The sequence below is a fragment of the Paenibacillus sp. JT22N1 genome, assembly GCF_059692155.1.
This window is the reverse complement of the sequence record NZ_JCAUAW010000037.1, coordinates 1-21,834: the sequence shown is the minus strand read 5'-3', so window position 1 is coordinate 21,834 and position 21,834 is coordinate 1. Positions and strand designations below refer to the sequence as shown.

Genomic DNA, 21,834 nt, shown 5'->3' with positions numbered 1-21,834 from the left:
AAAAGGAGTGGTTCACTATGCTTACCATTTTAAATAAAATTAATGTGCTTTCAAGAAAAGAGAAAGAAATCGGATTAACTAAGATTGAAAAAACAGAACAAGCCAATCTGCGTAAAGAATATCTTCAAATATTTCGTGGTTCTATAGATAGCTTGCTCTTGAATTCTACAATTATTGATCCGAACGGAGATAATGTTACCCCTGAAAGATTAAAAAAAGAACAGGCCAAAATAGCTGCAAAATAAATGCTTTCTGAGTGATATGGACCAAAACATGCTAAAATTGAGGCGTACCCGTAAGGAATTCATATTTATCATTCAATGGAGGTTATACCATGGGTAAAATAGGAATATTTGGATTTGGGCGTATTGGCAGACAATTATTAAGAGTGGCTTTACAGGATCAACTATTCGTTCCCGTGTCCATCTCCGATATTAAAGACGCAGCAACACTTGCCGCGCTGTTCGAAGTTGATACCAATTATAAGCGCTGGCACGAAGCCGTATCGGCACAAGAAGGTATTATGGTGATCGGTGGACGTGAAATTCAGTTTATCGATTCATCAAAGGAAGTCCCTAATTGGAAAGAATTAGATGTAGATCTGGTAATTGACTGTACAGGCAGAGCTGTCACCCGAGCTGTTGCTCAGGTCCATTTGGATCGCGGGGCAAATAGAGTATTAGTTAGTGGGCCCAGCAAGAGCCTTGAAGATTGTGATGCTGTATTGCTGAAAGGGATAAATTTGGATAGTTTTGATCCGGAAAAGCATAAAATTATTAGTATGGCGAGTTGTACGACCAACGCATTGGCTCCAGTGGTCAAAATAGTCAAAGAAAACTTCGGGATTAAGTATGGTCTCTTCTCCACCGTCCATTCTTACACGAACACCCAGTCGCTAACTGATCAGCCTATGAAGGATCGCCGAGATTCGTGGGCTGCAGCTGAGAATATCATTCCTTCTTCATCAGGAGCTGCAAGAGCCCTTAAATTTATCTGGAATGATTTGCAGATTACCGGAAAGGCATACCGGATTCCAACGCGCACCGGAAGTATTGCTGAATTAAACCTTGTGACGGAAAAGCCCTGTACGGTACAGCAGGTAAATGATATTTTCCGCAGTGCTGCCAAAGATGGTCAACTGAAGGGAGTTCTTGATGTTCTGGAAGGTGAATGGGCATCATCTCGTATCGTCGGTGACCCCCACTCCTCCATCATTGACCTTCCTTTGACCCAACTGCAGGGTGAAATCCTATCCGTTGCAACTTGGTACGATAATGAATGGGGTTACGCTTCGCGATTAGCAGAAGTTGCGGCTTATCTGGTTAATAAGTAAAATTGCTACCATTGAATAAGTAGGATCACCTCCGTTTATATAGAGGTGATCCTTTATTACCTCTATGATCCCCCACTCTTCAATCCTTGAACAAAAGTAATTAATTATACGACAACCATACTGTATTACCCACAACCTCAAAACCCTGCTTATACCAAAAATTACGTGACTTTTCTAATGAATAAACATACATTTTCTTATTAGGGTATTTCAGTTTAAGCCAATCCATGAAGAAAGCTGCATAGCCCTTCCGTTCAAATTCTTTCAGTACATCCAATGCTTCAATAAATACATAATCTGTTTTATTCTTGATATCAATATAGAAGTCTTGTTCTAAGTATTTTTCATCATCGTTAAAATAATCTTTCTCCGCTTTCTGAATTAACTGTTTCGCACTCGTGTATTCCCAAACCACGGCATAACCCACCATCGTATTTTCAACTTCAATGAGATATACATCATTAGGCAATTCCGAGCTTTCCTTCTTACTCAATTCCCCTGCATGGTAGCCAGATTGTAATTCACTTAATATCGTGCTAATCATGTATAGCACATATGTAAATTTGATACATGTACCCAGAGAATATAAAATGGGTTCATGTTAACGAGCTATATGATGAACCTATACGCCAGCTGATATAATAAGTAAGGAAAGGAGTGTGTAATGGAATGAATCGAGTCATCGATCAATATATTCGCAACGAAGAAGAGTTGGCTTGGGCCAGAAAAGCAGAGGAGTTGGCTGCCCTTTTTGCGGGGAGGGCCACGCGGCATGACCAAGAGGGATCGTTTCCATTTGAGAATTTCGCAGACCTGTGCGAGGCCGGGTACTTAAAGATAACCGTCCCCCAAGAATTCGGCGGGAATGGACTCTCGCTTTATGCCCTCGTCATGCTGCAGGAGAGGCTAGCTTACGGAGACGGATCGACCGCATTGGCCGTTGGCTGGCATGTCGGTCAGATCCTTCATCTTGGGACAACCCGGAAATGGCCGGAGGCTATATTTGCCGATTTGTGCCGTTCCGTCGTGAGCGACGGGACGATGATCAACACCTTCGCTAGCGAAGCAGCATCCGGCAGTCCCAGCCGGGGCGGAAAGCCCGAAACGACAGCGGTCCCTACGGACGGCGGATGGCGGATTACGGGACGCAAAACGTTTAGTACGCTTTCACCGATCCTCGATCGTTTTGTGGTATCGGCGTATATCTCGGATGAAGACTGTACGGCCGACTTCCTGATTCACCGGACGGACCGAGTGACCTTGGTGGAAACCTGGGATACACTCGGGATGCGCGCGACCGGAAGCCACGATGTGGTGCTGGATGGCGTTTTTGTGGACAAAGACATGAGGCTCTCCGGAAATGGCATGGATGACGGTGGCGGCTGGCTTCTGCATATCCCGGCATGTTACATGGGTATTGCCTTGGCGGCACGTGATTACGCCCTTGAATTTGCCCGCTCCTATCGACCCAACCATATGAGCGAACCGATCGCCGCACTCCCTTCCGTCCAGCATTCGATCGGAGAGATGGAAATCGAATTACGAACCGCACGCTCGCTCCTTTATGCGGCGGCGGATCGCTGGGATCGTGAGAACGAAGACCGACCCGCTTTGAAACCTGAGCTCGGCTTGGCCAAGTATGTTGCCACCAACAACGCCATCAAAATCGTGGACTTGGCGATGAGAATTGTCGGTGCCGCGAGTTTATCCCGCAATCGGCCTTTAGAACGGTATTACCGGGATGTTCGTGCAGGCCTGCATAATCCGCCAATGGATAGTACAGTGCTTCATACCTTGGCTAAAGCTGCTTTAGCCGAGACAGCCTTGTAATCCGAGAGAGACGCTAAAACAAATCATCGAGAACCCGAGCCGGAGCCTCCCTATCCGCCTTCAAAAAGTATTCATATTTGCCGAATCTCGCCAGCGCCTCTTGGTCGGGCAGCCATACCCATTCGTCGATTTCGGTCTGGCAGCGGTGGGCCCGAAAAGCGGCGAGCTTTGCTTCCAGATGAGCATGCACGTCGATTTTGATGACATCCTTACGGGAATACCCGAACCGCTCCGGACGCTCCATCGCGTCGCCGAACGTAATGAAATATAAAGCACCCCTATGTCCTGTTCGTTGAAAAGCGGCCATCGTCGCTTTTCCAATTGCGCAATGATCTGGGTGTCCACCCAGCGTTTCGTGAAACGTAAGCACGACATCGGGATCCACTTCGTTAATGAGAGCCGCAATCCGTGCTGTCAGGCTAACTTCATCCGCAAACTCAACTGTTTTGTCGCGGATATCCAAAAATAGGAGCTGCTGGATGCCCAGGCACTCACAGGCTTTCCGTAGTTCCATTTCGCGGGCAGCCGCCATCGATTCCCGGTTGAGATAGGGTGGATTGCCCATGCGTCGTCCCATTTCACCCCGTGTGGCGCTCACCAGCGTAATGTCGACCCCTTCGCTAGCGTATTTTGCGAGAGTACCTCCACAAATAAACGACTCGTCGTCAGGATGGGCAAACACCGCGAGCAGCTTTTTGGCTTTATCGATATTGTTCATTCTGGAAACGGCTCCTTTCCCAAGTGCAGAGCAACATTCATCCGACCTCTGTCATCATAGCCGGCCAGCAAAAGACGACCATTCCCATCTACCTCATAATGCGTGAGCGCCTCCATTCGCAGCCAGCCATGCCCATCGAATCGCAGAGCGGCACGAAAAGGGCCTTCCCCCGCTATAAAGACATGGGTAACCTTGACCTTAAAATTGCGAACGAAGACAAATGAAGTTGCTTCGCTGTGGATATAAGCGTCAGTCCCGACGAAGGCCTGAAGCTCGGCTTCTACTTTCGACCTGATTATTTTGATCATCGTCCTTGGCTCTCTTTTCTTTGTTTTCCTTAATAAAAATCCTCAACATAAAACTTCCCATCTTCAGTTCTTACTCGATATAACATATCAAATCCTTCACTGAAACCAGGTGTCTGTAATCTTTTCATTATACTCTTAATTCCAACCTCCGGTACTTTTTCTCTCCCTGAACGCACTTCATTTCTTTTTACGGACTCAGCAAAATCAGGTTCAAAGTAATAACCCACTACTCGGAACTTGTGTTCTTTTGCGAGCGATATATACTTACTCCTATCCTCAATCGTTGGATTAGTGTTGTCCACAACAAAAGGCTGCTTGGCTTGGATGGATGCAGCTAAATATATGTTTTCCCTGTGCCTGGTTTTAAGCATATCCATGTTGAGTCTGATGTGGGAATTGAAAAATCGCTCCTTAAAGAAGGTTGATTTGCCTGAAGCTTGAATACCGACCAAGATCACACACTCCATAATTACTCATTCCTATTCAGATAGACGTATTGGTTGATATACTCTCTATTTTGCGAAAAAATCGGAGTATCCATATCAACATCCCACTTATATCTTTGTGCTTCTCCTTTTAAATAGGACTGTTTTGTTATGCAAACCCCTCGTTTTTGCCATACGGGAAGATCATTCCAATTAATTCCCTTTTCCACGAATAGCTTGTCCTGAAGCTGTTTTCCATCAAGACCTTGTAGTACTTTTTGCGGGAAGTGGACCTGTGAAACCATAGAAATACTGTTCTTCGTCGCATCCTGCTGGCGCCAGAGAAAGTAGTTCGTGACCTCATCATGCGGTAATACCCATGCTCTGCTGTCAAATGTCGCCAGTTCCTTATCGGGATAATACTTTCTAATCTCCTCATTGAACTTAGCCGTGGCCATTGATGAAGACACAGACACCATTTTTTGTATGTTATTATCGAACCACGATTGAGTGGTCAATTTATCATAATTCGTGAGCAGGATCGAAATCTCGTCACTTTGGTGGTAAACCAATTTGCAGCCCATCATATTTTGAGCGAGATACTTACAGGTCTCCCATAACGCTTTGGTTAACAGCTCATCAAACGGTTTGGCCATCCCCCGTGTAAAGGTGTGAAAGTGGCACCCGTCAATTCTCAGGATTACAGGTAGACGCTGCGGTAGACTGTGCCGGAACGTATTCTCATAATTCTTCATTCGATTTCCGAAATCATCCTTATTCATTGCTGCTATCTCCTTTCCTGAGGGCGATAATGGTACTAGTTTAATCCAATTTCTCGAATATCATAACCCTGATCCTCTTTGCCCTACGAGTAGTCAACTTTACTTGGGCAATAGCCACCGTTATCTTCCGCTTGGATATCAAAGTATAAAAAAAGGCCATGGACTCAAAAGTCCATGACCGGGTATTGTTTATTAATAATAACCATGCGTTCCTTCTCATCCCAACCTACTTTTGCGCCAAAGACTTCACTTACAAAGTGTATTATTTCAGCCATAATGCTTTGCGTATTCTCATCCCAAGAAACCCGGGCTCCCAAAACAATGAAAATTCGTCGTATAGGTACTAGAACAGTTCCAGCCTCTGTGCCCGGCAACGATCACCGAGTTGTTCTGCCCAAGCCGAGCAATCATTCAGGATTTATCCCAAGCTTTCTTCCCACCATCACCGCATGCTGCAGAACCGTCTCCACCGGCGTATCGTACTGGTACTCCAATATAGAACGGAACGGATGCTGCATTTCCTTGAGCGCATCCCAAATCGGTTGCCATTCGATCGTTCCTTCGCCGACCGGCTGATGCAAGTCGTCGATGCCGTCATTGTCATGAAGGTGAACCGCGCTGAGCCGTCCTCCCAATGCGCGAAGGAGCTCCGGCGTATTCCAGCCATTGATATGCGCGTGCCCCACATCCACGAGCGCCGTGATCGTCGGAATATCTTCGAACAAGCGGGCAAACTCTTCCTGATTGAACAGCGCTCCATCGCGAAACCCTACATTTTCCACAGCGAGGTCGATACCAAGCTTCTGTGCCTCGTCGCCAAGACGCTTCAGGTTGTCGATCGACCGCTGCTGGGATTGCTTCCGCAAAAATAGCGGTGTGGAATACAAACTCGGATGCAGAACCATTTGCTCGGCCCCGATATGCGCTGACCAGGCTAGACATTCCTTATACACATCGCAAGAATATTGTGCGAGCAGGTCGAACCGCGCCGAGGCGATATTAAGCTCCCAGATCGGCGAATGCACGCTTAACGGTCCCGGACGGCCTCTGAAACGACCGAATTCCGCATGCCAATTGATAGGCTCAAGCCAGTTCGGCCCGTCCATCGAAATTTCTATACCGCCGGACCACCTGTCAAGAAGCTCCTTGCAGTCTTCGATCCGGTTCATATACGGTAACATATTGATAAAAACAGTCATGAGATTTCCTTCCTCCCTCATTCAATTCAATTAGTTATACGAGCGAATCAAGCGCAATTCCCGCTTTATCCAGCAGCTGCCCCCATGTCAGGAGCTCATGCTCCTTCGTTCCGCTCGAAATCGGGTTCGTAAAGCAGAGCAGCTTGTCATCCGCATCGCGAATCTCCAATCTTTTCCACACGTAAACCAGACCTTTCCATGAAAAGGTTTGATCGTGCACCCAGCAGTCCGTCTCAATCGGCTGTGTGTCGATAACGACGCCGTTCTCGATGATGCGCAGCTTCGCTCCCTTGGCGTCCGTCACCGTCAGCCGATAGCGAACGATGCCGTCATCGGTGCCGGCCAGCGCCTCGGTCAAATCGTCCCCGAACGTAAACGTGCAGCCTCCGGCTTCAATGGACGCCTCAAGCACAGGACCGCGGGACACATACACATGCCCGGCGCGCAAACCGTTTAAGATGTCCTGTGGCGTCAGCCGGTCTGCCAGCACATAGCTGGCCGGATCACCGATCGTATCCGGCGGGCAACCCTCTTCGTAGCTCTGATCGGGCCGAAGATGCGTGTCCGAACCGCCGACGCCGGGCACGCGATATCCGTCGTTCCACAGCAAATTCCACAGCACCATTGTCTGCTCGGTCAAACCAGGTGTCGACCTCTTCGTCGGGCTGTTCCATATTTCCAGCAAATCAATGAAACAGAGCGGTGATTCCGGATACCGCCATGCAAACCGCCCGGCCAGCGGATGGTTGAACGTACGAACCGCACCGAACGCGGCCGCCTCCTCCATCATCCGGTTCTGCCCCTCCTGTGTATGCATGCCTCCATCCTGAAGACCCGTTCCCCAACAATCGATCCAGCCGGGCAAGCCGAGAGCGTTCCAATCTCCTTTGCCGAACGAAGTAAACTCCATACCTGGGATGACCAAGGGCTTTCCCTTCGGCCAGCTTGACGGGAACACGTTATGCTCAGTAACGAAAAAGAAATCCAGCTCCCGCGCTTCCGCCTGCCTCGTTATCTCGCGCGGCGACAGCGACCCGTCGGACAGCGTCGTATGACCGTGCAGATCGCCTCTGTACCAGCGGCGTCCGGTCCCTTTGCACACGTTCCAGTCGTAACGGTTCAAGTCCCCATTCCGTCCGGCCCCTTCGCCTTCGCTCCAAATCTCGCGGTCTTCATCCCGGGCGAATGCCTCGTCAAGAACCTCTCCGTCTCCGATAACCCATTCCAGTTCGAACTCCCCCGGGAAATTACGCAGAAATTCGATCGTCCAGCGGCCCGGGATAATATCACCGGCCACGGCCGTCGCCGTCGTCAGTTCGGCATTCCGATGCAGCAGTGCGCTCCGCGGCTCCACAACGTCAAAGTGCATATAGCGTAAACGGCCGGCAGGATCGCGAACGACGAGCTGGCGCCAAGTCCGGGGCTTCCCGTAATCAAATCGCAGCCGCATCCATTCCGCATGCCGCTCCACCTCGAACGAAATCGCGGAATCGGGCGCTTCTACCCTTAATTTCGCTTTCACGCCATTCTTCGGCGATTGCTCTATCTCCATCTCATACCCCTCCTATTCCTTCAGCGATCCGAGCATGGCGCCTTTTACGAAATATTTTTGCAAGAACGGATAGACGAGAACGATCGGCGCCATCGAGAATATAATGGCGGCAGCCTTGATCGTCGCGGGGCTGGACAGCACGCCGGAATCGACCGCGATGCTGTCCAATCCGGAATCGGCTGCGTTCGTCGCCACCATATTTTTGAGCAGCATCTGCAGCGGATACAGGTCCTTCGAGCGAAGATAAATCATGGCTCCGAAATAGCTGTTCCACGTCCCCACGGAATGGAAAAGTGCAATTGTCGCGAGAACCGGCCCGGATAACGGCAGCACGAGCCTGGTGTAGATGCCGGCTTCTCCGCTGCCGTCTATTTTCATCGCTTCGACGAGCTCGGACGATATGCCCTGGAAGAACGTTTTCATAATGAATACGTTATATGCTCCCACCGCTCCGGGAATGATGAGAGACCAGAGCGAGTTGATCATGCCTAGTTCCTTGACCATCAAATAGCTCGGAATAAGCGGCACCGGAAAGATAAACGTGACCAGTATCAGCTTCAGCAGCAGCTTCCGTCCCGGCATCGCCGGGCGCGTAAGAGCGTAGGCAAGCGCTGAAGTCATAATCAGGCAAAGCAGCGTCCCCAATATCGTGATATAGAGGCTCACCCCCATCGCCCGCCACATGGTTTTCATGTGCAGGAGCGATTCGTATACGTTCATCTGAAACCCTTTTGGCCATAGCACGACCAATTTGTTGTTAGCAAATTTCGGATCGCTGAGCGAAACGGATAGCAGATGAATCAGGGGGGAGACCATCGTAAAACACAACGCGGTGAAAAAGGCGGCGTTCACCCATTGAAACCATTTCTCCGAGCGTTGAATCTTCATTATGCGTATCCTCCTAGTAAATACTTTCCCCGGTCGTTTTGCGGCTAAGCGTGTTCAGACCGACGACGAGAATGATGCCGACAAACGCCTTAAACAATCCGATCGCTGTCGTATAGCTGTATTGGCTGCCCATCAACCCGACGCGGTACACATACGTATCGAATACTTCGCCTGCTTCCCGGTTGAGCGGATTAAGGAAGAACAAAATTTGCTCGACGTTGGCATCGAGGACGTGGCCGATCCGCAGCAGCAGCAGTACGATGATGGCGGGCATGATCGAGGGAAGCGTAATATGCCAGGCTTGCTTGAAGCGCCCAGCCCCGTCCACCATCGCCGCCTCGTACAGATTCGGATTAATGCCGGAGAGCGCCGCCAAATAAATAATCATCGACCAGCCTACTTCCTTCCAGATGCCGAGGCCGACCACCATCCCCATGAAATAATGGGGCTCCGTCAGGAAAGAGACAGGCTCCATGCCGAACAGGCCCAGCGCCCGATTGATGACTCCTTCATTGGCAAGCAGCTCGGTGAAAATGCCGCCTACGATGACCCACGACAAAAAGTGCGGCAAATACACCAGCGTTTGCGTCATGCGCTTGAACCAGCTTTTGCGGATTTCGTTCAGCAGCATGGCCAAAAGCAGTGGGGCCGGAAAGCCGAAGAGAATGGAATACAGGCCGAATTTCAGCGAGTTTTTCAGCACTGTCTTGAATTCGGCATACTGAAACATGAATTGGAAGTGCTTAAAGCCGACCCATTTGCTTTCGAATACGCCTGCGAATATGTTATAGTCCTGGAATGCAATGACATTGCCCGCCAAAGGGATGTATTTGAAAATAAGAAAATGGGCAAGCGCCGGCAGCGCAAGCAGCAGCAGCACGATCGCATCCCGAGATTTGGCTTTTCGGAACAAACGGAAGTCTCCCTTCTGAAGAAAAGGGCCCTTTGCCTGCGTTCGCCGGAGGGCCCATTCCTTTATTTCACCTTATTTCTTGTTGAAGCTGTTGTACCAGTCTGTCGCTTCTTTGATAGCCGCGTCACCACCGCGTTTCTTCCACTCGGCAACGAAGGTGTCGAAGCCTTTGTCCAAATCTTCCTTGCCGACGACCATCTTGGCGAACCAGTCGTAGAACAAGCTGCCCGCCACAAACCCGGGGTTCAGCTCAGGACGGCCGTCCATTGCCTTGAGCGGCGGCATATACATCGCATCGTTCTTCATGAGAACCGATTTGGCGTCGTCATAGCCCTTCAAAATTTTATCGCTGTTCGGCAGCACCTTAAGCGCAAGCGGATTGTTCAAGCCGTTCTCGCGGACGTTGATCGAGAGCTGGAAAAACTCTTTCTCGTTGAGCTGAGAGTTGTTCGGCCCCTTCGGATCGAATTTGATCTGGCCGTTCTCTTCCGTGTAGTTGAAATCCTTGATGCCGTAAGCGAAAAACTTGTCGGCTTCCGGCGAGCTCCAAGCCCACTCGAGGAACTTGATGACTTCCTCCGGATTTTTCGTTGTCGCCGGAATGGTCCATACGAAGTAGACCTGATCCGTCTCGGCCTGCAAGAAATTTTCCCCGCGCGGCCCCTTCGGCGGAACGGCCATCGTGATGGCGCCTTTAGGCTGGTTCGTGAACTCCTGCGCCGCGACGGCGGCGTATTGATACGTTGCGGCTCCCCACGCGGCGACAGTGCCTTTGGCGATGTCCGTACCGCGGTCGCCCTGCTTCTTCGTAATAAAGTCCTTCTCGATGTAGCCTTTGTCATAAAGCTGCTTGTAGAACGCGATCGCTTCCTTCATTTGCGGCTGGATGATATCCGGCTCCAGCTTGCCGTTCCGTATATGCCACGTCCCCGGTCTGAGGCCGAAGGAGCCGGTGAACACATCGTTCCACGACATACCGTCCGTCAAGGAAAGCGCCCACGTATTGTTCGGGATGCCGTCGTTGTTGACGTCGGTCGTTTTGACCGCCTCGGCGAATTTCAAGAATTCGTCCAGCGTCTTCGGCACGGACATATTCACCTTGTCGAGGAAGTCCTGGCGGTAGAACATGATCCGGTCGGCCGCAGCGCCGTTCAGTACCGGGATGCCGTATATTTTGCCGTTTTTGGTTACCTTCGGGCTTTTCCAGGCAGCCTCCGGAATTTTCTTCTTCAGGTTAGGCGCGTACTTGTCGATCAGCGGTCCTAGATCAAGAAATACGCCGCGGTCGACGGCCCCCTGATGCACTTCCCAGTCAACGCTGGCGGTTCTGACCAGATCGGGCAGCTCGCCGGACGCGAAACGAAGCGCCAGCTGCTGGCGGAAATCGATGTCATGGCCCAGGAATTCATAGCTGACATTATACCCGGACAACTTGCTCAGCTCTTGGTAATACTTGGTTTTCTTGTCGTCCGGGCCTTTGGAGGCGAATCCCGAGTTATTATGGGATAACAGCACCTTGATGTCCTTGTTTACGGGTTTGGTGCTTGCGGCTCCTCCCCCAGAATCGGCGGGTTTGTCGGAGCTGTTCCCGCATGCCGCCAAGACGATACTCGAAAGTATAACCGTCACAACCGATGTCGTTATCGTTTTCTTCGCTTTGTAAGCCACTTTGAATCCTCCCATTTTCATCTTTCTTTCAATAACCTTTACAAAATCTTAATAAAAATAAAGCGCTTTCTTCGTTGCCCGCGAAAACATGTGACATCTGGAGTCACATGTTTTCAACAGTGTTTCAAATTTTCTCTCTATCGTGTACAATATAAGTGCATATTCTTTTTTCTCTTGGGTACTGTGCTGTTTCATTGGTTGCTTACCATTGAAACGCCAGTACCGTTTTTTTCCACTGACGATGGGCGCTAGCCTCGTTCATGGCTTCAACAAAATGCTCGACTGCCGATACCCGGTGCCACTGCTCTGGCAGCAGCTGCCGCAGCGTAGCCTGGCAAGCCGGATTCCGCATAGCGTTCAATACTTGGATGAAATCCTCCGAAGAGCTCCGGCTGCTGCCGATTAACGTAATCCCTTTCTCCAGAACATCCCGCGTATTGATCGGAACGCGCTCCTCGGTAACGCCCATCAGCAAAAGGACGCCTCCCGGATTGAGCAGCTCGATCGCCTGGTTAACCGCACTTTCGCTAAAGCGTCCGCCCGTGCATTCCACCGCAATGTCAACGCCCGCTCCGTTACCGAAATCATAATTTTGCACCATCGCCCTACTGGCAAACGAAAACTCGTTCAGCTTCTCTTCCATCGCGCCGAATACTTGAAGCCGGTCGCTGTTTAGCCCATAAACATGATGCAGCATCGCTGCGGTCAGAAAGCCGACCGGCCCGTCGCCGAAAACCGCTACCCGCTTTTTGGAAAGCAGGTTTTTTACCCGGCTCAGCGCTTGGCAAGAAACGGAGCACAGCTCGGCCAGCACCGCGATGTCGTCAGGAATTTCGTCCGGTACCGGAATCGCGCATGCCGCAGGTATGACGAGCCGATTTTGGGCGATGCCGTCCGTTCCGCTGGCGAGAAAGTGTCCTCTGGTACAATATGTACTGCCGAGTCCCTCCCGACAAATGGGACAGCAGGTTTCCGCCGTCTTCCCGTCGAGCAAATAACCTGGGACGTTCGGTACGATCACGATCCTCTGTCCGGGAACAAGCTCTGCCGTATCACTGCGAACGACGTACCCGATTCCTTCATGGATGAGTGCCATCGGCAGCTTGCTCGCCATTGCCTCCTGCCTTCTCTGGCCGGTAAAATATCGTAAGTCCGCGTGGCAGATGCTGCCCAGCGCAGGTTCTATGACAACATGGCCTTTCGGAACCGGATGCTCCAGTATTGTCTCCTCTACTACCCCGGATTTAATCAGCCGATAGGCCCGGGATCGCACGGCATTATTTCCTTCCTCAAGCAACTATATCACCTCCTCTCATGCCGCCCGAGGAAATCATCCTTGCCTTACACCGCCACGACCTTTACTCCCTCATCGCGGAACGCTTTTACTTGCGCATCTGAAGACTCGACCCCCGTAATGAACTGATGCACCGAGCCGATTGGCACAACCTTGTGCAGCGACACTTTGCCGATCTTCGTATCGTCCGCTACGACGATAATTTCCTGCGCTGCTCTGATCATGCCTTGCTTGGTCGGCACGAGCTGGGCTTCCGGATGCGTAAGCCCGAATTTGGGATGGATCGCCGGCGTCCCGATAAACGCTTTCTGCACATGGAGCGTGCCAAGCGCATGGTCGGTGAACATCCCGTTCAGCATGAAGCTGGAGTGATACAATAGCCCTCCCGTTACGATGACGGTAATGCCCGGCGCGTCCCGCAGCTCCGCGGCAATGTTGATGTCGTTCGTCACGACGGTAATCCGCGACCGATTTTGGAGGTACTGGGCGATGTGCATGGTTGTCGTTCCCGAGTCCAGAATGACATGATCGCCATCCTCGATTAAGGCAGCCGCCGCTTTCCCGATCCGCTGCTTTTGGTCGACTTGTTCATAGGCTCTTTCCGAGAAGGAGGCTTCTATATTCGCCCCTTGATCGACCACGACCCCTCCGTGCGTTCTCCGGAGCAGCCCTTCAAGCTCGATCTCCGCAAGATCCCTTCTGATTGTCGCCTCATGAACTTGAAATTCCTTTGCCAGATCCGCTACTGTTGCAACCCTCTTCTGTTTAACGAATTCTATGATGCGCATTTTACGTTCGACAGCCAACATCGGTTTTTGCTCCTTTGCGCATTAAATCGAGCCATTGTTCATTTACACTCATTTTTGTTCGTTTGTTAACATTAGATTAGCTTAGGGAAAAAGCAGTGTCAATAACTTTTTTCCACATTGAAAGTTCGCAGAAATGTTTACAATTCCTTTATAAATCAAATACTTACACTCATTTATGCAAGCTTTACAAACATTTAAACCGAAGATTAACAGGGAAGTATTGACAAATAAACGCGCATAATATTAACATTATATTCGTATCTACGCGCCAAAATGAGTAAATATTATACTTTTTCGCGCAAATTATACTGAGGAGGTAGTTGAGGAATGAGCAATGAAGTCCATTCTCCACAACCAGAACCCGCAGCAAATCGTTCGATTAGCAGAAGAAAGCTGCTCGCAGCGATGGGGATGGCCGGCGCGACCGCAGTCTTGGCAGCTTACGGGAGAGGCGACAGCGCCCAAGCGGAAAGCGTGACGGAGGCCACTTATGGAAAATCCGGCAAGCCTTCTCTGATACCGAAAGATTTGATGAACTTATCCTATTGTATTCCTACTACGATTGCCGAACTCAGATTGAACGATCAACCGTCCACTTCCTTCGCTTACTACGTCACTGACCAGGAGCAAGAAGGCTTTTTCTACTACGACCAAGCCGATATGCAAACCGCGGACAATACCGGTACCGTTCTCGTAAGCGTTTCAGGCGCAAGATACAAACGCTCGGTCGACGCTTATACCGTCAACGTCAGATGGTACGGCGCCAAAGGAGACGGCACGGCAGACGATACGCTCGCCCTGCAGTCAGCTCTAAATGAAGCGCTTCGCTGGCCTGCCGCGAACGTGATCGTTCCTGCGGGTACCTACCGAATGACGGCGGAGCTGTACATATTCAAAAACACCCATCTGAAAATGGATGCACAAACGGTCATTTTCCGCGGCCACGATGGCAACGTCATCCGCAACTACCGGAAGGACGATATTTTCTACGAATATGGCGGCAACGGCAATATTACGATCGAAGGCGGCATACTCGACTGCAACGCGACCAAGCAGCCCCGGGTTTGCAACGGCATTGCGCTTGCTCACGCAGAGTACATTACGCTCAGGAACTTGACAATCAAGGATACGCAAAGCGGACATGCTGCAGAGCTGACCGGCCTACGTCATGTGCTGATCGAGCGCTGCAAATTTATCGGCTGCATGTTTACGACCCAAACCTACGTCGAGGCTATTCAGCTCGAACCAGCATTGATAGCGGGATTCGCAGGCCAAACGGCCGACCATACACCCACCCATCACGTTACAGTGAAGGACTGCTATTTCGGACCGAGCGGTACGCCCGGTACCGTTCCGTGGCCTTGCGGCGTAGGAGCGCACGGCGCATATCCCGACGCCTATTTCGATCACATCATCGTCCGGGACAATGTGATGGAGAAGTCGACCTACTGGGCGATCCGTCCATTCAAGTGGAGAAAATCAGTCATTGCTGGCAACCATTTGAAGATGGTGAACGGTGGCATTTTCGTTTCCACGCCATCGGCAACTTCTGCCTCCTCCAAGGACGACAACGGCGTATTCCATCCGGTTCAGCCGGCCAGCACGATCATCATCGAGCATAACATCATCGATACCGCCTCCAATAACGGCATTTATGTCGAAGGGTTTCCGGAAGGCTGCGGCGAGAAAATCATTATCGCTAACAATATATTCAGGAATCTGGATGGCCAAGGAATCAGTGTGCGCTGCAATCACTGCATTGTCACCGGCAACATTATCGAAAGCGTTAAAAAGAACGGCATTTATATAACGGACAGCAGCAATGTCATCGTCACGGATAACATCATCCGGGATACGAACTTCAACGGCATCCAAGCGAACAATGCAAAACTGACCGTCATCGCAGACAACTCGATCACGAATGCCGGACAGAACGGAGACAGTACCTACGACGGCATCGCGCTTACAGCAACGTGTGCGGAAGCCCGGGTCATCGGCAACGTCTTGCGCACCGAATCCGGCAAAAAGAAGCTGCGCTACGGGTTAAACGTCGCCGCAACCGTCAAACTGCTGACGCGTTTGCAGAACGATCTTCGCTGCGGGGCAATGAGCGGCAACCTGCAGGACCTGTCCGCCTCAACGAATACGTCATACGTGGATTTGGCGTAGTCAGGCACGGTCCACAAAAACAAAATGGAGGGCTGATGCCCTCCATTCTTTTGTTCAAAACCTACATACCCCTGTCAAGTAGACAGATGAAAAAACTACGCTACCAGACGATTCTCGCTTTGAAGCTTAGAATGTGGCGATAGCTTGATTCGCTCAACAGCTTGCACAAGCTGCGTGAATACATGCTGCAAAATCGTAAAATACTCCGTCAAACTCTGATGATTCGTTTCTTTTAACCCTGTCAGATTGTACGTTTTCCGCAAAAAATCGAAGGAAAGATTATAGATCTGTTCATTAACATCGTTAAGGATCATCTGATAGTCGTTCTTATAATCTATATATTTCCCTTAGAAATAAGAGTACAAAAAATGCCATAGAACCAAAAGTCCATGACCGAGCAATATGATACCGGCTGATAACCAGCACGACAAAATCCATTGCCATATTTATCTCTTTTTTATGATGTGTACCAAATACATTACTAATGGCGTTCCTATAACTCCAACAATTGGAACCAAAATTTGCGCTTAGATTCCATAATGGAGTTTTAAAGTTTCGGCTAATTTGTAAGATAAAAAAAACACTCGTTGATCAAGTTTACACAAACAATACTATTAAAAATTGAACATTCTTGAAATATCTGGTACTATCACGTAGGTAAATACTACTATATTTTAGGAGGTGAAAAGGTAAATGAGGTTCAGACAAATCGGACTAATATTATTAACATTTATTGTAACATTGACATTATCGCAGTCTGTTTACGCTCACTCGGGTAGAACAGATTCAAGTGGAGGGCATAATTGTTCAGCAAAATCCATAGCCAAAGGGTTGTGTTCTGGATATCACTATCACAATGGCGGGTCTTCATCCGGCAGCAGCGGCTCATCATCTGGTGGTTCAACTTCCAAGACTACACCAGTAACCCCAGTAGAAACTATTCCAAGTGGACATGTCAAAGTTGTAAAACCGACATACAGTATTTACGTGAATGGTACTTCAGTACCAAATTCATCCCTAAAATACCCCGTCATATCGTATAAGGATATTACTTATTTTCCAATGACCTTTAAGTTTACTCAAGCACTTGCTTTAGAAACAGTATGGGATGCAGATACTGGATTTGTAATTCGAAAAACTTCTAACAAAGCTGGTAAACTTGAATTTGACTACGGCTCCACGCAAACAAACCTGTATGCTAAAGAACCAGATTTTAATATCTATGTAAACGACAGCTGGGTTGACAATGGCTCTGAGGAGTATCCTTTACTAGTATTAAACGATGTTACCTATTTCCCTATGACATGGCACTATGCAGTTGATGAGTTAGGATTAATAATAAAGCTTGAGAACAATGCTTTTTATATTTCTAAATAATTGACTGCCTTCGAGCAGTTTTATTAGCTAAAATAAACCCCACCTACCTTAGGATGGGGTTTATTTACTATGTATTTAACTATCTTTTTGAATCAGCTGACAATTAGCTTCTAAACTTTTAATCTTATTTTCCAAAAAGCTCTTCTCTAGTCTGATATGAAGTAATTCGGTGTCTAAATCCTGACCCATGGTATGAACCGCGGTAACAATGTCTTCTGCTGTTAGTATATGAATAGAATCTGTCTTGTCTGAGATATACTTTAAAATAACTTCTATAAACTCTTTGCATACTCTGATTCTTTGAATGAGAACATTTTCCTCTGCTACGAATTCGTTGTATTTGATAACTATCTAGATTATCTGATGTGAGACATGCAGCATTAAGTGAATTATCTAATGGAAAAAGGGAAAACGTGAATTTCAGTCATATTGTTAGAATTGCGGAAGCTCTGAATATTGAAGATATTCGAGAGATTATTGATCTTGTTGAGGATGATAATGAGGATGGCGAGTTAGACTAGAATGAAAACAAGAAAACCTAGAAGCTACAGCTTCTAGGTTTTTATTTATAATATTTATTAAACATGTACGGTATGTGAGAAATAAAATGGAAATATTAAATTAGGTTCATTAATGTTTCAAATTCATCAATCTCGTTGTTTAATTGTTTAAATAGTTTTAACCAAGATAATTGATGCGGAGTTAGTACATCAATAAGTCTAGGATCATAAAATGTCCCTTTACCTTCTATTAAGCGTTGGAAAGCTTGATTTGTAGACATAGCATCCCGATAAGCACGATTTGAAGTCATCGCATCAAACGCATCTGCAATTGCAAGAATTCGTGCTTCTAACGGAATCTCCTCCCCTTTTATGCCACTAGGATAACCTAGCCCATCCCACCTTTCATGATGATACAGTACGCCCTCTCTTAATGTTCCTAAGACCGATATCTTTTCTACCATTTTTGCTCCCACAACCGTATGGGTCTTAATAATTTCATACTCTTCATCTGTAAGCTTCGATGGCTTTGTAAGGATTGTCTCTGATATATTTATTTTCCCTATGTCGTGGAGAAGCCCCATCATTTTAAGTGAGTGCAGTTTTTTAGGTTCTTGCTGATACTCAGGCAGTTTACTCGCAAGGTCAACAGCGTAATTACTGACTCTCTCACTATGACCAAAAGTATATGTATCTTTAGCTTCAACAGAAACGATAAACGTTTTAACAACTTGTTCAATTGATTCATCAGCAGATTTAGATATAATCGAAACCAAATTTAAATAAAGACCAAGTAGTTTTTTGTATAGGATATGACTGAAAGTTGCAAGAATGATGTAAAGAAGAATTCGGTTCGAGAGATCAATAGAATCAAAGGTGGTATTTGGAATCAAGGGAAAGTATAAATCGAGAGTAATCATGCTGACTAACCCAAGAACGGAATATATCAATAAAGAAATAATATCGCCATATAGTGCAGATATTAAAGGTATCAAAAGGAAAAAACTCCATGCTTCCCTATAACCCGAACCAAAATATAAACATATGACTACAAAACAAACAAAGCATAAAGTTATATGTTTCAATACTGATACAGGAAGTTTAGAAAATTTATTTAATGAATACGTAATAACGCAAATTACTAGACAAAGTAATAAAACCCCAATATTTGCTCTTGAGTAAGGCAAGTGCATAACCCTAAAAAGATAATTCCAAGTAATACTTAAGATTAAATATACAAAACCAACTTGTAAAATGTTGTTATTTAGGTTGCCTTGATGAATTTTGTAAAAGGACAAAAGTAGTCTATTTTGCTCGGCATTCCCCATATAGAAAGTCCATCCCAAATGATTTATTTGAACTTCATTGTATCATTTTTAATAATGATAAACTATGGAATCTTAACTTCCTATAGTAAAAAAGAACTAGTAATGATACAATTTGTATCATAAAATGATTATTCCAAATAAATTACGACATTCTTCTATAATTAAAGAGAAAAAATAAAAAGGAGTGTTATTTTATGAGCAATAATTTGAGCTACAACTACAGTTTTTATGAAGCTTTTGGTAAAGAAAGAGATAACGCTATTCTGCTTCATCATCAAAGATACCAGGAGGTGGGTTTTTTTGGAAAAGACGATAAGGATCCCTATGAAACTAATTCTAACTATTTTGTCGCAGAATCGATAACGGAGAAGAAGATTGTCGGAGTAACACGCCTTATTTTTGAGAAATTAGAAGAATTGCCGACCATGAAATACTTTTCGTTATATGATCTCGAAAAAGCCAAATTAATGCAAATGGATCGAAATCGATACGCGGAAATCAGTGCATTTACGAAGCTTCCTCAACATGATGTCGGAATGGGACTGATCCGAACTGTTCTACAATATTCTCAGCATACAGGAATCACCCACTGGATATGCTGCATTGATGAGAGAGTCTATAATTATATGCACCGCATGTTCAAATTCCCTTTCAAAGTTGTAGGAGCACCCAAATTATACCTTGGCTCAACTAGTATTCCATGCTTATTAAATCTAACAGAATGTTTAAACACACTAGAAGTTTATCGGCCTACTCTATATAATTATTTATCAGAAAATTCTTATAAAACTAACGAGGTGGTACAATGATAAAAGAACAATTTAGCCGTAATTTAGGGATTATGTCTGAAGAGGAAATCAATATTCTTCAAAATAGTACAATTTCTATTGCCGGATGCGGTTGTATAGGCGGATTTTCGGCAGAATTACTAGTCCGAATGGGTATAGGAAAGGTAAAGCTCGCTGACCCCGATGTTTTTGATATCTCCAATATTAACAGGCAATGTGCAGCTACCTATGAATCCGTTGGGAAGTCCAAGGTTCTAGCTTTACGGGATCACTTATTAAAAATAAATCCTGAACTTATTGTAGAAGAATACCAATCAGGCGTTACTAAGGAGAATGTTCAACAATTCATTCATGGCTCCGATTATGTCATCGATGCCATCGATTATTTTGAGTTTCCTACGTCATTGTTCATGCACCAGGCAGCAAGAAAAGAACATCTATACATCATTACTGCGGTAGCGCTTGGCTTTGGTACATCGGTTTTAACATTTTCACCCACGGGGATGTCACTAGAACAGTATTTGGGCTTACCGGATGGCCTTTCGCCCGAGAAGCTTAATGAAATCACCTTCCCGGCTGGAAACTACACCAGTTCTCTCCCGGCCTATGCAACTCCAGATAAAATTCTAAAATGGATCCAAGCAAAAACGATCCCTACTATTAGTGTAGGACAAGCACTAGGTCCTGGCGTGTTAGTATCTCATCTAGTTCTTCATCTTCTAAACAGAAAAGAGCCTGTCATCGTACCAGAGAAATTTGAATTACAGTTTGAATTATAAACTCGCCAAGCCCGATAGATTTTTGGATAAAAAAGTAAACTCCGCCTGCTCGATTTGGAAGCTGGCGGAGTTTATTAATACCCTTGTTGATGAAAAAAAGCTTGCGAGAGTAAGCATCTCAAGCATTTTCCGGAGTTATGATCAATATTCTCGAGATTTTATTTGCCAGATGAAGTCTTTGCTCTTTCAATATGTTCATTCCTAATAACGGGATCTACTATATTAGCCTTTTGAATTGTTTCATATATTCGGATGATTGCATTGTCGTTAAGTTTTGGTTCAGGAGATTCAGCTTTTAACCTTAATAATTTCCTTTGGATGAACTCGGATAGCTCCACATCGTAAACAATTAAATCATTGGAATGAATTTTTCTAAGTTCAGGATCTACACTGAATCTGCAGCGCATCGTAAAAGAAATCATTGATATAAAGGTTAATGTTTTAAATTCATGTAATATGTGTTCCAAAGCTTTTATGTGACCATAATTCTGAAAAAACGGGTTATACATTTTAAATCTATTACTTACTGACCAGTACCTATCATTCTTGTTTCCTTTAATTTCACCATTATAATTTTTAGTTTCAATAACGAATAAACCATATGGAGTAATGACTAGATGATCGACCTGTGAATATCCCGTTTTTGATTTAGAATTTGCAATCAAAATATCACTCAGATATTTGCAATCCTTAGGAAGTTGGTCTAGCTGAATGTTAATTTTGTGCTCACCTAATTCGCCTATTCGGGCAGGTTCAATCTTCCTAACTGGTTTCACACTTTTTTTAGCTTCTGTGATCTTCTCTTTAGTTTCTTTTGCTGGAGATTTTCTAAAGAACTCTAGTATTTTTTTAAACATATGTACCCTCTCGTCAATCATACTTTTATAAAAAAATAGCTAAATCTTCTGGGCTTAATTAATTAGCACTCTAAATTCTCTTTCGATTGGATATCTATTCCAACCCAATCCCCAAAACCGAACTACCCAAATCCAAATGCTCCCGATCCAGCGTTACCTTCACTCTACCCACACGCCGCTTCTCCCGCCAATCTTTAAGCTCCTCTTGTTCAAAATGAATAAACCCCTGCTAAAAAACACCCCCGCATGCACCGTTTCACCGTTCATTGCATAAATAAACTCTTGCTACAAATCAGTCATTTCCCCAATTTCTCACC

The 21,834-nt window shown here is 46.5% G+C and carries 22 protein-coding genes and 2 pseudogenes; 8 read left to right on the top strand and 16 right to left on the bottom strand.

Features of this window, described 5'->3' with window-relative positions; all coding sequences use genetic code 11:
• Positions 1–17: 17 nt before the first annotated feature.
• Positions 18–245 (top strand): DUF896 domain-containing protein, encoded by a 228-nt coding sequence (locus AC58UU_RS37490; protein WP_497322519.1) that lies wholly within the window; start codon positions 18–20, stop codon positions 243–245.
• Positions 246–334: 89 nt separating this feature from the next.
• On the top strand, positions 335–1,333 hold the full coding sequence (locus AC58UU_RS37485; RefSeq protein WP_497322517.1) for a type I glyceraldehyde-3-phosphate dehydrogenase: 999 nt from the start codon (positions 335–337) through the stop codon (positions 1,331–1,333).
• 100 nt (positions 1,334–1,433) lie between these two features.
• Here the strand turns inward: AC58UU_RS37485 and AC58UU_RS37480 are convergent, their stop codons facing one another.
• Positions 1,434–1,877, bottom strand: a complete 444-nt coding sequence (locus AC58UU_RS37480) for a GNAT family protein (RefSeq protein WP_497322516.1) — start codon at positions 1,875–1,877, stop codon at positions 1,434–1,436.
• A 125-nt stretch (positions 1,878–2,002) separates the two neighbouring features.
• Between AC58UU_RS37480 and AC58UU_RS37475 the strand changes: the two genes are divergently transcribed.
• Complete coding sequence (locus tag AC58UU_RS37475; protein ID WP_497322543.1) at positions 2,003–3,163, top strand: acyl-CoA dehydrogenase family protein; 1,161 nt, start codon at positions 2,003–2,005, stop codon at positions 3,161–3,163.
• 13 nt (positions 3,164–3,176) lie between these two features.
• Here AC58UU_RS37475 and AC58UU_RS37470 read toward each other — a convergent pair whose 3' ends face one another.
• The 12 genes and pseudogenes from AC58UU_RS37470 to AC58UU_RS37415 form a co-directional block, all read right to left on the bottom strand.
• On the bottom strand, positions 3,177–3,881 hold the full coding sequence (locus AC58UU_RS37470; protein ID WP_497322514.1) for a PIG-L family deacetylase: 705 nt from the start codon (positions 3,879–3,881) through the stop codon (positions 3,177–3,179).
• A complete protein-coding gene (locus AC58UU_RS37465) occupies positions 3,878–4,189 on the bottom strand; it encodes a DUF1806 family protein (protein ID WP_056830839.1) in 312 nt (103 codons plus the stop codon). The genes AC58UU_RS37470 and AC58UU_RS37465 overlap by 4 nt, the downstream gene beginning before the upstream one ends.
• Before the next feature lie 29 nt (positions 4,190–4,218).
• Positions 4,219–4,656, bottom strand: coding sequence for an AAA family ATPase (locus AC58UU_RS37460; protein ID WP_497322513.1), 438 nt, complete (start codon positions 4,654–4,656; stop codon positions 4,219–4,221).
• A gap of 2 nt (positions 4,657–4,658) precedes the next feature.
• Positions 4,659–5,396 carry a tRNA(His) guanylyltransferase Thg1 family protein gene (locus AC58UU_RS37455; protein ID WP_497322512.1) on the bottom strand — a complete coding sequence of 246 codons (738 nt, stop codon included), beginning with the start codon at positions 5,394–5,396 and terminating at the stop codon, positions 4,659–4,661.
• Positions 5,397–5,677: 281 nt separating this feature from the next.
• A pseudogene (locus tag AC58UU_RS37450) lies at positions 5,678–5,770 on the bottom strand (stalk domain-containing protein); the annotation flags it as partial.
• Between the two features lie 33 nt (positions 5,771–5,803).
• On the bottom strand, positions 5,804–6,595 hold the full coding sequence (locus AC58UU_RS37445) for a sugar phosphate isomerase/epimerase family protein (protein WP_497322510.1): 792 nt from the start codon (positions 6,593–6,595) through the stop codon (positions 5,804–5,806).
• Positions 6,596–6,629: 34 nt separating this feature from the next.
• Positions 6,630–8,147 (bottom strand): CehA/McbA family metallohydrolase, encoded by a 1,518-nt coding sequence (locus AC58UU_RS37440; protein WP_497322509.1) that lies wholly within the window; start codon positions 8,145–8,147, stop codon positions 6,630–6,632.
• 12 nt (positions 8,148–8,159) lie between these two features.
• The gene (locus AC58UU_RS37435) at positions 8,160–9,035 is read right to left on the bottom strand and encodes a carbohydrate ABC transporter permease (RefSeq protein WP_497322508.1); all 876 of its coding nucleotides are present in this window, start codon (positions 9,033–9,035) and stop codon (positions 8,160–8,162) included.
• A 13-nt stretch (positions 9,036–9,048) separates the two neighbouring features.
• The gene (locus tag AC58UU_RS37430) at positions 9,049–9,948 is read right to left on the bottom strand and encodes an ABC transporter permease (RefSeq protein ID WP_497322507.1); all 900 of its coding nucleotides are present in this window, start codon (positions 9,946–9,948) and stop codon (positions 9,049–9,051) included.
• 72 nt (positions 9,949–10,020) lie between these two features.
• Positions 10,021–11,616 (bottom strand): type 2 periplasmic-binding domain-containing protein, encoded by a 1,596-nt coding sequence (locus AC58UU_RS37425; RefSeq protein ID WP_497322506.1) that lies wholly within the window; start codon positions 11,614–11,616, stop codon positions 10,021–10,023.
• A 202-nt stretch (positions 11,617–11,818) separates the two neighbouring features.
• Positions 11,819–12,889, bottom strand: coding sequence for a zinc-binding dehydrogenase (locus tag AC58UU_RS37420; protein WP_497322505.1), 1,071 nt, complete (start codon positions 12,887–12,889; stop codon positions 11,819–11,821).
• A 68-nt stretch (positions 12,890–12,957) separates the two neighbouring features.
• Positions 12,958–13,719 (bottom strand): DeoR/GlpR family DNA-binding transcription regulator, encoded by a 762-nt coding sequence (locus tag AC58UU_RS37415; protein WP_497322504.1) that lies wholly within the window; start codon positions 13,717–13,719, stop codon positions 12,958–12,960.
• 327 nt (positions 13,720–14,046) lie between these two features.
• Here AC58UU_RS37415 and AC58UU_RS37410 point away from each other — a divergent pair, with 327 nt between their 5' ends.
• Entirely contained in the window at positions 14,047–15,888 is a 1,842-nt protein-coding gene (locus AC58UU_RS37410) for a putative phage tail protein (RefSeq protein ID WP_497322503.1), read from the top strand.
• A 95-nt stretch (positions 15,889–15,983) separates the two neighbouring features.
• Here AC58UU_RS37410 and AC58UU_RS37405 read toward each other — a convergent pair whose 3' ends face one another.
• The gene (locus AC58UU_RS37405) at positions 15,984–16,226 is read right to left on the bottom strand and encodes a DUF2357 domain-containing protein (protein WP_497322542.1); all 243 of its coding nucleotides are present in this window, start codon (positions 16,224–16,226) and stop codon (positions 15,984–15,986) included.
• Positions 16,227–16,581: 355 nt separating this feature from the next.
• On the opposite strand from AC58UU_RS37405, the gene AC58UU_RS37400 reads away from it, so the two are divergent.
• Together AC58UU_RS37400 and AC58UU_RS37395 are read left to right on the top strand one after the other, a co-directional pair.
• On the top strand, positions 16,582–17,265 hold the full coding sequence (locus AC58UU_RS37400; protein WP_497322501.1) for a YHYH domain-containing protein: 684 nt from the start codon (positions 16,582–16,584) through the stop codon (positions 17,263–17,265).
• Between the two features lie 347 nt (positions 17,266–17,612).
• Positions 17,613–17,786: pseudogene (locus AC58UU_RS37395) on the top strand (helix-turn-helix domain-containing protein); the annotation flags it as partial.
• Positions 17,787–17,881: 95 nt separating this feature from the next.
• Here the strand turns inward: AC58UU_RS37395 and AC58UU_RS37390 are convergent.
• Positions 17,882–19,093 (bottom strand): HD-GYP domain-containing protein, encoded by a 1,212-nt coding sequence (locus tag AC58UU_RS37390; protein ID WP_497322500.1) that lies wholly within the window; start codon positions 19,091–19,093, stop codon positions 17,882–17,884.
• A 194-nt stretch (positions 19,094–19,287) separates the two neighbouring features.
• Here AC58UU_RS37390 and AC58UU_RS37385 point away from each other — a divergent pair, with 194 nt between their 5' ends.
• Both AC58UU_RS37385 and AC58UU_RS37380 read left to right on the top strand, forming a co-directional pair.
• Positions 19,288–19,902, top strand: coding sequence for an N-acyl amino acid synthase FeeM domain-containing protein (locus AC58UU_RS37385; protein ID WP_497322499.1), 615 nt, complete (start codon positions 19,288–19,290; stop codon positions 19,900–19,902).
• The gene (locus AC58UU_RS37380; protein WP_497322498.1) at positions 19,899–20,660 is read left to right on the top strand and encodes a ThiF family adenylyltransferase; all 762 of its coding nucleotides are present in this window, start codon (positions 19,899–19,901) and stop codon (positions 20,658–20,660) included. Before AC58UU_RS37385 ends, AC58UU_RS37380 begins: the two co-directional genes overlap by 4 nt.
• Positions 20,661–20,818: 158 nt before the next feature.
• Here the strand turns inward: AC58UU_RS37380 and AC58UU_RS37375 are convergent, their stop codons facing one another.
• The gene (locus AC58UU_RS37375) at positions 20,819–21,517 is read right to left on the bottom strand and encodes a nuclease-related domain-containing protein (protein ID WP_497322497.1); all 699 of its coding nucleotides are present in this window, start codon (positions 21,515–21,517) and stop codon (positions 20,819–20,821) included.
• Positions 21,518–21,834: the final 317 nt, after the last annotated feature.